Annotated in this window: 11 protein-coding genes; 9 read left to right on the top strand and 2 right to left on the bottom strand. The window is 64.5% G+C overall.

Translation table 11 applies throughout. The annotated features are described in order from the left end of the window. The 4 genes from B3D39_RS15965 to B3D39_RS15980 form a co-directional block, all read left to right on the top strand. A partial coding sequence (locus B3D39_RS15965; RefSeq protein WP_286789872.1) for a S4 domain-containing protein occupies positions 1-267 on the top strand: 267 nt, incomplete at its 5' end. Positions 268-524: 257 nt separating this feature from the next. Beyond that, positions 525-1,625, top strand: coding sequence for a histidinol-phosphate transaminase (gene hisC / locus B3D39_RS15970; RefSeq protein ID WP_078520975.1), 1,101 nt, complete (start codon positions 525-527; stop codon positions 1,623-1,625). Further along, entirely contained in the window at positions 1,622-2,548 is a 927-nt protein-coding gene (locus B3D39_RS15975; protein WP_274963576.1) for a prephenate/arogenate dehydrogenase family protein, read from the top strand. Before hisC ends, B3D39_RS15975 begins: the two co-directional genes overlap by 4 nt. Further along, complete coding sequence (locus B3D39_RS15980) at positions 2,545-3,150, top strand: extensin family protein (RefSeq protein WP_274963575.1); 606 nt, start codon at positions 2,545-2,547, stop codon at positions 3,148-3,150. The genes B3D39_RS15975 and B3D39_RS15980 overlap by 4 nt, the downstream gene beginning before the upstream one ends. A gap of 3 nt (positions 3,151-3,153) precedes the next feature. Here B3D39_RS15980 and B3D39_RS15985 read toward each other — a convergent pair whose 3' ends face one another. Then, positions 3,154-4,209: a DUF2125 domain-containing protein gene (locus B3D39_RS15985; protein ID WP_274963574.1), complete on the bottom strand. Its 1,056-nt coding sequence runs from the start codon at positions 4,207-4,209 to the stop codon at positions 3,154-3,156. 47 nt (positions 4,210-4,256) lie between these two features. On the opposite strand from B3D39_RS15985, the gene B3D39_RS15990 reads away from it, so the two are divergent. From B3D39_RS15990 to B3D39_RS16000, 3 genes are all read left to right on the top strand, one after another. Next, positions 4,257-4,802: a gamma-glutamylcyclotransferase gene (locus tag B3D39_RS15990; protein ID WP_274963573.1), complete on the top strand. Its 546-nt coding sequence runs from the start codon at positions 4,257-4,259 to the stop codon at positions 4,800-4,802. A gap of 62 nt (positions 4,803-4,864) precedes the next feature. Continuing rightward, positions 4,865-6,061: a biopolymer transporter ExbB gene (locus B3D39_RS15995; RefSeq protein WP_274963572.1), complete on the top strand. Its 1,197-nt coding sequence runs from the start codon at positions 4,865-4,867 to the stop codon at positions 6,059-6,061. Positions 6,062-6,064: 3 nt separating this feature from the next. Next, positions 6,065-7,456, top strand: coding sequence for a peptidoglycan -binding protein (locus B3D39_RS16000; RefSeq protein WP_078601223.1), 1,392 nt, complete (start codon positions 6,065-6,067; stop codon positions 7,454-7,456). Between the two features lie 182 nt (positions 7,457-7,638). Here B3D39_RS16000 and B3D39_RS16005 read toward each other — a convergent pair whose 3' ends face one another. After that, the gene (locus tag B3D39_RS16005; protein ID WP_274963571.1) at positions 7,639-9,015 is read right to left on the bottom strand and encodes a dipeptidase; all 1,377 of its coding nucleotides are present in this window, start codon (positions 9,013-9,015) and stop codon (positions 7,639-7,641) included. Between the two features lie 222 nt (positions 9,016-9,237). On the opposite strand from B3D39_RS16005, the gene hemA reads away from it, so the two are divergent. Both hemA and B3D39_RS16015 read left to right on the top strand, forming a co-directional pair. Next, positions 9,238-10,467 carry a 5-aminolevulinate synthase gene (gene hemA / locus B3D39_RS16010; RefSeq protein WP_286789873.1) on the top strand — a complete coding sequence of 410 codons (1,230 nt, stop codon included), beginning with the start codon at positions 9,238-9,240 and terminating at the stop codon, positions 10,465-10,467. Between the two features lie 108 nt (positions 10,468-10,575). Further along, the coding region (locus tag B3D39_RS16015; protein WP_286789874.1) for a helix-turn-helix domain-containing protein at positions 10,576-11,293 on the top strand (718 nt) is incomplete at its 3' end.

The following is an 11,293-nucleotide window of genomic DNA, read 5'->3' on the forward strand; positions in this document are numbered from 1 at the left end:
GGCCACGTGCTCGTGAACGGCAAGAAAGTGAACATCCCCTCCTACCGCCTGAAAGAAGGCGACGTGGTGGAAGTCCGCGAGAAGTCCAAGCAGATGGCTCTGGTTCTCGAAGCCGTTCAGTCGCCCGAGCGCGACGTTCCGGATTACCTCGAAGTCGACCACAACAAACTGACCGCGAAATTCGTGCGCACCCCGGCTCTGTCCGACGTGCCCTTCGCGGTTCAGATGGAACCGAACCTCGTGGTCGAATTCTACGCGAAGAACTGATCTTTCAGTCTTCGCCGATCATTCGGAAAGGCCGTGCCCCCGGGGCGCGGCCTTTTTCTTTTGGGCGATGGGCGAGGGGGCGCCTTTGCCCGGAACGGTCGCGCAGCGGCCCGGGCAGCGCCCTTGGGCAATACATCTCTCATCGACGTGCTATGACATCCGTTGCATCCCTGCCGCGTCTGCTATGCGGGTGATCTTCTCACTAGCCCTGTCGCGCCATGGCGGATAGAACTCGGGCCACGATTCAGGAGTGCACAATGACCACGCATATTCGCCCCCAGCCCGGTATTATGGACATCGAGCTCTATCAGGGCGGCGCCTCCCATGTGGCGGGGCGCACCGATGCCGTCAAACTCAGCTCGAACGAGAACCCGTTCGGCCCCTCTGACAAGGCCAAGGACGCGTTCGCGAAATGCGCCCATTCGATGCATCGCTACCCCCCGACCGACCATGCCAAGCTGCGCACGGCGATCGGCGAGGTGCATAAGCTCGATCCCGACCGGATCATCTGCGGCGTGGGCTCGGACGAGATCATCCACTTCCTGTGCCAGGCCTATGTCGGCGCGCGCGACGAGGTGGTGTTCACCGAGCACGGCTTCCTGATGTATCGCATCTCGACCATGGCCGCGGGCGGCACCCCGATCGAGGTCAAGGAGCGCGACCGCACGACCGATGTCGATGCGATCCTGAGCGCCTGCACCAAGAAGACCAAGCTCGTCTTCCTCGCCAATCCGAACAACCCGACTGGCACGATGATCCAGCTGGCGGAGCTGGAGCGGCTGGCGGCTGGGCTGCCGAAAGGCGCGCTGCTGGTGATCGATGCAGCCTATGCGGAATATGTCGAAGGCTATGACGGCGGGGCGGAGCTGGCGACGCGCCTGCCCAATGTCTTCATGACGCGGACCTTCTCGAAGATCTACGGTCTCGGCGGGCTGCGCGTCGGCTGGGGCTATGGCTCGCGCGAAGTGATCGACGTGCTCAACCGCATCCGTGGGCCGTTCAACCTCTCGACCGCGCAGCAGGAGACCGCAGAGGCCGCCGTGCGCGATCAGGACTGGGTCAACAAGTGCCGCGATGACAACACCCGCCTGCGCGCTTGGCTGGCCGAAGCGCTGGCAGAAAAGGGCGTTCCGTCAGACACTTCCACGGCGAACTTCATCCTCGCGCGGCTGGCTTCCGAGCAGGAGGCCGCCGATTGCGATACCTATCTGAAGTCCGAAGGGATCATCGTGCGCCGGGTCGCGGGCTATAACCTGCCCAACTGCCTGCGCATCACCGTGGGCGACGAGCCCTCGTGCCGTCGCGTGGCGCATCTGATCGGCGTCTTCAAGGCAGGCGGGATCGAGGTGCCCAGATGAGCCAACTCTACCAGCGGGTCGCGCTGATCGGGCTCGGCCTGATCGCCTCGTCGATGGCCCATGCGATGCGCGAGAAGGGGCTGGCGGGCGAGATCGTCGGTCATGCGCGCTCCGCCGAGACGCGCGACACCGCGCTGGAGATCGGGCTGGTCGATGCCGTCTATGAGACCGCTGCCGAGGCCGTCGTGGGCGCGGATCTGGTCGTGCTCTGTGTGCCGGTCGGCGCGATGGCTAAGATCGCCGAAGAGATCGCGCTGCATCTGGCCCCCGGGGCTACGATCACCGATGTCGGCTCGGTCAAGCGCGCGGTGATCGACGCGGTCGGCCCGCATGTGCCCGAGGGCGTGCATTTCATTCCCGGCCACCCGCTGGCGGGGACGGAGCAATCCGGCCCGCGCTCGGGCTTTGCGACGCTGTTTGCCAATCGCTGGTGGCTGTTCACGCCGATCGAGGGCACGGACCCCGAGGCGCTGAGCCGGCTGAAGTCGCTGGTCGAGGCGATGGGCGCGAATACCGACGAGATGGCGCCCGACCACCATGATCTCGTGCTCTCGGTCGTGTCGCACACGCCGCACCTGATCGCCTATACGATGGTTGGCGTGGCGGATCATCTTCGTCGTGTAACCCACGAGGAAGTCATCAAATATTCCGCTACGGGTTTCCGCGATTTCACACGGATCGCGGCCTCGGACCCGACGATGTGGCGCGACGTCTTCCTGACCAACAAGGAAGCCACGCTCGACATCCTCGGCCGCTTCACCGAGGAGCTGTTCATGCTGCAACGCGCGATCCGCATGGGCGATGGCGACATGCTGCACGACTATTTCACGCGCACCCGCGCGATCCGCCGCGGCATCATCGAGGCCGGGCAGGATACGGATGCGCCCGATTTCGGGCGCGGTGCGCCGAAGAAAGACGCATGAGAGTAGCGGCGCTGATCGCACTTGCGGCAGTGGTGGCGCTTGGGTCCTGCGGGCGCGGCGACGACCGGCGCTCGGCGCGCTATTCCTCGTCGGGTGAGCTTTGCGGCATTGCGGGGCTGGAAGGCGCGCATATCGCGCCGATCGACGGGCCGGGGCGCTGCGGCATCGCCGATCCGGTTCAGATCACCTCCGTCTCCGGTATCCGCCTGACCTCGCCGGTTCGGGTGAATTGCTCGGCGGCGAAGTCCTTCAAGCGCTGGGTGGATCGTGGGATCAAACCGGCGGTGGGGCGGCGCGGCGGCGGGATCGAGGCGATCCGCATCGCAGCCTCCTATTCCTGCCGGAGCCGCAATTCGCAGCCCGGCGCGAAGCTGTCCGAACATGCCAAGGGCAACGCAATCGACGTCTCGGGCGTGGTCCTGCGCAACGGCAAGACGCTGAGCGTGCTGGAGGATTGGCGCCGGGGCCGGGTGATCAAGCGGATGCACAAATCGGCCTGCGGCCCGTTCGGCACCGTGCTGGGGCCGAAATCGGATCGCTTCCATCAGGACCACATCCACGTGGACGTGGCCAGCTACCGCGGCGGGGCTTACTGCCGTTAAACTTTACTGCCGCTGCGCGACCAGCTGCGGCGCGGGGCCGAGCGGCACCGGGCCGAGGCTCATCTGCCCGTCCTTGAAGACAAGCGGCACTTCCAGCGCGCCATCGGGGTTCTTCGCGGCCAGCATCGCGCCGATCCCGGTTACGAGCTTCATCTGGTCCTTGCCGATCAGACCCATGCTCTGCGCGATGCCGACCCAGTTGCGCCACGAGGCGGAGCGGATCGTCAGCGTGCCGTCGGGATAACCCGAGGGATCGACCGTCAGGTTACCCTCGACCGAGACATCGTTGCCGCCCCAGCTCAGCGAAAGGTCCGAGATCGCGACGGTCATCAGCCCCGGCATGCCTGCCTCCAGCGCGGTCTGGTCGATCGGCTCGCGCGTGCCGATCAGCGCGTCGAAATGAACGCGCGTGACGGTGTCGGGCAGCTCGCCCTTCGGGTCGATCCGCTCCAGCAGATCGCCCGGGAGCTTCAACGACTTCGCCTCCGCGCCCAGACGATAGGCGGCGGCGGGCATCACCAGATCGGCGGCTTGCGCCGAGCCGCCAAGCGCGCCCTGCGCCTTGTCCTTGCGCTCGATGGCGAGGCGCAGCTGATCGGCCGAAAGCGCGGGGGCCGTCTCGCCCGCGGGCGTCAGCACCGGCGCGGAGATCACGGCAATCGCCCGCTCCAGCGGCAGCGCGGTCGAATAGCCCACCGTCAGCGAGGCGCGCATGTCCTCTTGCGTCAGCTTGTAGCTTTGATCGCCCAGTTGCAGCGACTGGCCTGAGGGCAGATAGGCGATCACTTTATTGGGTTCGTATCCCAGAGCGAAGAGCTGCGCAAAGGGCGCGCTCCAGTGCCACAGGCCGCCCTGATCCTTCAGTTCGGGCTTGTCGAAGGTCAGATCGAAGCGCGAGGGGAAGCCCGCCAGCGACACCGATTGCGCATCGCCCCAGCCTTCCTGCCGGGCCTGCGCGAGCATGTCGCGCGCGCCGTTTTCGATCTTATGCGCGCCGTAAAACCAGTAGCCGCAATAGGCCAGCGTCGCGACCAGCACCAGAATGATCAGTTTGCGCATCTTCGCCTCTTTGCAAATCGGGTGAACCCCATGTAAGCCGTGTTCTCATGCAGGACCAGTGCGACGACAACAGGATCTGGGTCTTCGGCTACGGCTCGCTGATCTGGAACCCCGGCTTCGATTTTGACGAGCGGATGCTCGCCCGTGCGCCGGGTTGGGAGCGCAGCTTCTGCCTGCGCTCGCTGGTGCATCGGGGCACGCCCGAAGCGCCGGGGCTGGTGCTGGCGCTCGACGAGGGGCAGGGCGCCTGCGCGGGGCTCGCCTTCGCGGTGAAGCCCGGACAGGAAGACGAGGTCATGGCCTATCTGCGCGAGCGCGAGCTGGTGACGTCGGCCTATCTGGAACGCGAGATCGACGTCGATCTGGATGACGGGCGGCGCGTGCGTGCGGTGACCTATGTGATCGACCGCCATCACGATCAGTATTGCGGCGGGCTCAGCGATGACGAGCAGGCCCGGATCATCGCCAGCGCCACCGGCGGGCGCGGTCCGAACCGCGATTATCTGTTTAATACTGCCCAGCATCTGCACGAATTGGGCATCCCCGATCCCCATCTTGATGCATTGGTGGCACGGCTGCACGACTTGTCGTGATAGCCCTTGGCGAAGGGCTGCACCCTCGCTAGGCTCTGCGCAAACAGGCAAGAGGGGCAATAATGGAAGAGCCGATCCGGCTGGAGCCGCAATTCTCACAACCCGTGCGTCAGGTGATCCTGATGCTTCTGGTGCTCGGCTTGGTCGCTACGGGTGGCTATTTCGCCTATTCGCGCATCTTCCCGATTTTCCTCGCCAATCCCTGGCTGAACGGGGTGATCCTCGCGGTCTTCGTCTTCGGCATCCTCGCCTGTTTCTGGCAGGTGGTGCAGCTGGTGAAGGCGGTGAACTGGATCGAAAGCTTCGCCGCCGACCGTCCCGGTCGTCCGCAGGTGCGCCCGCCGTCGATGCTGGCGCCGCTTGCGTCCCTTCTGGGCTCGCGCGAGGCGCGCCGCGCGGTGTCGTCGTCCTCGGGGCGCTCGATCCTCGAATCCGTCGCGACCCGGATCGACGAGGCGCGCGATATCACGCGCTATATTGCGGGGCTGCTGATCTTCCTCGGCCTTTTGGGGACGTTCTACGGCCTCGCTACCACCGTGCCTGCGGTGGTCGAGACGATCCGCGCACTGGCGCCCAAGGAGGGCGAGAGCGCGATCGGCGTGTTCGACAATCTGATGACGGGTCTGGAGGCGCAGCTGGGCGGCATGGGCACGGCGTTCTCCTCGTCGCTCTTGGGTCTTGCGGGCTCGCTGGTGGTGGGCTTGTTGGAACTGTTCGCGAGCCACGGTCAGAACCGGTTCTACCGCGAGCTGGAAGAATGGATTTCCTCGATCACGCGGCTGTCCTTCACCGCGCTCGAAGGGGGCGATGGCGAAGGCTCGATGGTGGCGGGCGTCCTCGATCACATGTCCGAGCAGATGGACCAGATCCAGACGCTGTTCGTGCGCTCCGATGCCGGTCGCGTGCAGACCGAGGCGCGGATTGCGCATCTGTCGAACGCGATCCACGACCTGTCGGAACGGCTCTCGGCGGAGATGGATGCGCGCAACCGTCAGCAAGGCGCGTTGCAACAGATGGCCGAGGGGCAGGAGCGGCTGATCGGCGCGCTCGATCACCTCGCGCAACGCACGGCCGAAGGCGCACCCGAGGCGGAGGCGCTGATGGAGACCCGGATGCGGCTGCGCTCGATCGACCAGCAGATGATGCGGATGCTCGAGGAAGTCAGCGCCGGGCGTCAGGAAAGCATGGCCGAGCTGCGCCATGATTTCGCAGGTCTCACCCGGGCGATCCTCGGCTACAAACCGCATCGCGAGGATTAATTCATGGCTCTGGCACGGCGCGGCGGCAATCGGTTCTCGACCAATATCTGGCCGGGTTTCGTCGATGCGATGACGGCGCTTCTTCTGGTCCTCATGTTCGTGCTGTCGATCTTCATGATCGTGCAATCGGTGCTGCGTGACACGCTGAGCACGAAGGAAGGCGAGCTGATCCAGCTCAACGAGCAGGTTTCGAACCTCGCCAAGGCGCTGTCGCTGCAACAGACGAAGACGCAGCAACTGACCGGCGAGTTGGAGAATGCCAAGGACAAGGCCGATCAGCAGGATTCGCTGATCGCGACGCTGACCTCGCAGCTCGATGACCGCAAGGCCGCGCTCGCCGATGCCAAGCAGAAGATCACCGAATTCGAGGCCCGCGTCGCGCAATTGGTGGGCGAGCGCAACGCCGCCCAGCAGGATGCGAGCGCCAAGGCCGACGAGATCCGGCTGAGCAAGGAAACCATCGCCGATCTGCGCGACAAGCTGACGAAATCGGGCGATGAGGTCGCGGCGATGACGCTGCAACTCGAAGAGGCGCGCAAACAGGCCGAGGACACGCTGACCAAGCTCGCTGCTGCGCAGACCGCGAAGGACGATCTGGAAAAGCAACTCGGCAAGCAGCTGTCCGAGGCCGAGAAGCAGGCCGCGCTCAAAGCCACTGCGCAGAAGGCGCTGGCCGATCAGCAGGCGATCTCGGAAGGCGCGCAGAAGAAAGTGGCGCTGCTCAATCAGCAGGTCGCGGCGTTGCGGGGCCAGCTCGCGCAGCTGCAAAACGTGCTCGACGAGGCGCAGCAGAAGGATGCCGCGGCCAAGGTGCAGCTCGACAATCTCGGCCAGCAGCTGAACGCGGCGCTCGCCCGTGCGGCGTCTGAGGAGAAGAAGCGCGCGGACCTGCAGGAGAAGATGCGCAAGGAGGCCGAGGCCAAGGCAAAAGATCTGGAGAACTACCGCTCTGAATTCTTTGGGAAGCTGTCGCAGCTTCTGAAGGGCAAGCAGGGCGTGAAGATCGAAGGCGACCGCTTCGTGTTCTCCTCCGAGGTGCTGTTTGCGCCGGCCTCCGCGACCCTCTCGGATGCGGGCCGCGCGCAGATCAAACAGGTGACTTCGCTGCTCGACCAGCTGCGCGGGGAAATCCCCGGCGACATCCCGTGGATCATCCGCGTCGATGGCCATACCGACGACACGCCGCTGTCGGGGCAGGGCGAGTTCAAGGATAACTGGGAGCTGAGCCAGGCCCGCGCGCTGTCGGTGGTGAAATACATGGTCGAGAGCCTCGGCTTCCCGCCGCAACGCCTCGCCGCCGCCGGCTTCGCGCAGTTCGACCCGGTGAACACCGCCGACACGCCCGAAGCGCGCGCCCAGAACCGCCGGATCGAGCTGAAACTGACCGAGCGCTGAGGCGTCGGTCAGCTGGGTTCCGTCAGCCAGTCGAGAAACGCGCCGAGCCGCCCCTCGGCACTGCCCTGCAGGCTGCGAAATGATCGCGCCCCAATGACAAATGAAAAGGCTGCCGGGCCAAGCTCCGGCAGCCTTCTGCGATAATTGCGTCTGCCGAGGGCCGCGAAGCCCCCGCCATGTGCTTATTTCGCGATCCGGTCGAGGATGCGCGCCCAGGAGCGGATGCCCTTGTGGAAGCTTTTGACGTCGTATTTCTCGTTCGGCGAGTGGATTGCGTCGTCGTCATTGGCGAAGCCGATCAGCATCGCGTCCATGCCGAGGATCGACTTGAAGTAATAGCCGATCGGGATCGAGCCGCCCATGCCGACGATGACCGCCTCGCGGTTCCACTCGTCCGAGAGCGCTTGACGGGCAGCTTCGAATTCGGGGCGCGACGTGTCCATGACGGAGGCCGGTGCGCCGTCGAGATCGCCGTCCCAGGTGATGCGCGCATCGACCGGCAGGCGTGCCTCGACATGGGCGCGCAGCGCCTTGCGCACATGGGCCGGGTCCATGTCGCCCACGAGACGGCAGGTGATCTTGCAATGCGCCTCGGCCGGGATCACGGTTTTCGAGCCCGCACCCTGATAGCCGCCCCAGAGACCGTTGATCTCCAGCGTCGGGCGTGCCCATTGCTGCTCCAGCGCCGAATAGCCTTCTTCGCCATGCGGCACGGTCATGCCCGCGTGCTGAAGGTATTCCTTCTCGTCGAAGCCGCAGGTCTTCCACGCTTCCAGCTGCTCGGCCGGGACTTCATGCACGCCCTCGTAAAAGCCATCCACCGCAACGCGGCCCTGATCGTCATGGAAGCTCGCGATGATCTTGGAGATCTCGCGCAGCGGGTTGAGCGCGGGGCCGCCGTAATGGCCCGAATGCAGATCGATACGCGGCCCGTGCAGGGTGAATTCTTCCTTCAGCATCCCGCGCAAGGAGCCTGCGATCGAGGGCACGCCGGGGGAGACCATCGAGGTGTCGCAGATCAGCGCAAGATCGGAGGTCAGCTCTTCGCGGTTGTTCTCGAGGAAGGGCACCAGCGAGGGCGAGCCCGATTCTTCCTCGCCTTCAAGAAAGATCACAAGATTGCCAGGCAACTCGCCGTTCACGGCCTTGTAGGCGCGGCAGGCCTCGATGAAGGTCATCAGCTGACCCTTGTCATCGGACGCGCCGCGACCGCGGATGACGCGACCGTTCTCGGTATCCTCGATCTGCGGCTCGAAGGGGGGCGTGTCCCACAGCTCCAGCGGGTCCACCGGCTGCACGTCGTAGTGACCGTAGAACAGCAGGCGCGGGCCCTCGCCCTTGGAATGCGCAACCACCATCGGGTGCCCCGTGGTCGGGCGCAATTCGGCGTCGAAACCCAGCGATTTCAATTCCTTGACGAGCCATTCCGCAGCTTCGTGGGTCTCTTCGCGATAGGCCGGATCGGTCGAGATCGAGCGGATTTTCAGCAGCTCGAAAAGACGGTCCATCGCGGCATCCAGGCCGCTGTCGATTTCGGTGAGAACCTCGTTCAGTGCCATGCTGGCCTCCTTTGTTTTGGCCTCAGCGTAGGGCTGCGCGCGGGACTGTCCAGAGGGGGTGACGCGAGGGCGTGACAAATTGCGAAAACTGAATGTTTGCTTTTCATGACTATTTGCGACATTTTTGCGCTTCAGGGAGAGGAATTTGACATTTATCAATGTCGCGCTTTGTGGTGCCCGATAGGGCAGACCCAGCGAACAGTCATGCAAGGGAAGCATAAGATGGATTACGACCGCGCACTCGATCAGGCGATTGAAAAGCTGCACGAGGAAGGCCGCTATCGCGTCTTCATCGACATCGAGCGCGAGAAGGGTAATTTTCCCCATGCCGTCTGGACCAAGCCGGACGGGTCGAAGCAGGACATCACCATCTGGTGCGGCAACGACTATCTGGGCATGGGTCAGCATCCGGTTGTGCTGGCCGCGATGCACGAGGCGCTGGACGCCACCGGCGCAGGCTCGGGCGGGACGCGCAACATCTCGGGCACGACGGTCTATCACAAGCGGCTTGAGCATGAGATCGCTGATCTGCACGGCAAAGAGGCCGCGCTGGTCTTCTCCTCGGCCTATATCGCGAATGACGCGACGCTGAGCACGCTGCCCAAGCTGTTCCCCGGCCTCATCATCTATTCCGACGAGTTGAATCACGCCTCGATGATCGAAGGCATCCGTCGCAACGGCGGGGCGAAGCGCATCTTCCGTCACAATGACGTCGCGCATCTGCGCGAGCTGCTGGCCGCCGACGATCCGGCCGCGCCGAAGCTGATCGCCTTCGAGTCGGTCTATTCGATGGATGGCGATTTCGGCCCGATCTCCGAGCTGTGCGATCTGGCCGAGGAATTCGGCGCGCTGACCTATCTCGACGAGGTGCACGCAGTCGGCATGTATGGCCCGCGCGGGGCCGGTATCGCCGAGAAGCTGGGAGAGATGGACCGGATCGACATCTTCAACGGCACGCTGGGCAAGGCTTTCGGTGTGTTCGGCGGCTATATCGCGGCTTCGGCCAAAATGGTCGATGCCGTGCGCTCCTATGCGCCGGGCTTCATCTTTACCACCTCGATCCCGCCGGCGGTTGCGGCTGGCGCTGCCGCGTCGATCGCCTTCCTGAAAGGCGAGGGCGGTCAGGAGCTGCGCGACAAGCAGCAGCTGCACGCGAAGATTCTCAAGATGCGCCTGAAAGGTATGGGCATGCCGATCATCGACCACGGCTCGCATATCGTGCCTGTGATCATCGGAGACCCCAAACATACCAAGGCCTTGTCGGACATGCTGCTCGACGAGTTCGGGGTCTATGTCCAGCCGATCAACTTCCCGACCGTGCCCCGCGGCACTGAGCGTCTGCGCTTCACGCCCTCGCCGGTGCACGACACCGGTATGATTGACGGTCTGGTCAAGGGCATGGACGCGCTTTGGGCGCGCTGTGAGCTAAATCGCGCCGAAGCCAGCGCGTAAGCCACATAGGCGCGTGCGCGGCTCGCTTGCTTGTGATAAGCCTTTGTTAATCGAAGGGGCTATTGGCTCCGAATCGACGCAGGCGGGAAAACGGCAGGGACAGGCAGCATGATCGGGCGAAGGGCTAAACCTTCGACGGAGGACGAAGTCAAACCTAAAGGGTTCGACGATTTCGAACTTCGTCTTGGCGATGTGATGCGCGGCGAGCGGGCGACGCTCGCCAAATCGCTCCTTGATGTCCAGCGTGAACTCCGAATCAAAGCGGCCTATATCGCGGCCATCGAAGCCTGCGACGTCGAGGCTTTCGACACGCCTTCCTTCATCGCGGGCTATGTGCGCTCCTACGCGCGCTATCTCGGTCTTGACCCGGAATGGTCGTTCCAGCGCTTCTGCAACGAGGCTGGCTACTCGCCCGCCCATGGCATGTCCGAGGCCGCGTCCGGCCCGAAGCCGCAGCGCGACCCGAAGGACATGGCCGAGGCGCTCGCTAACCCCGCCTTCATTCCGCGCAAGGAATCAATCTGGACCAAGATCGAGCCGCGCGCCGTCGGTGCGCTCTTCGTGCTGGCGCTGATCGGCGGCGGTATTGGCTATGGCGGCTGGACCGTGCTGCAGGAAGTGCAGCGCGTGCAGCTGACGCCCGTGGATCAGGCCCCCGGCGTGATGGCCGATCTCGACCCGCTCGACTCGGTCAAGGACGGGCCGGAGATGGCGCAGGCCGACGACACGCTGCCCGAGGTCAACCAACCCGAGCGCTCCGCGCGCATCTACCGTCCGGCGGCCCTCGACGCGCCGGTTCTGGTGTCGCGCGACGGGCCGATCGCTT

The organism is Thioclava sp. UBA3469 (assembly GCF_002378135.1).
GTDB lineage: Bacteria > Pseudomonadota > Alphaproteobacteria > Rhodobacterales > Rhodobacteraceae > Thioclava > Thioclava sediminum.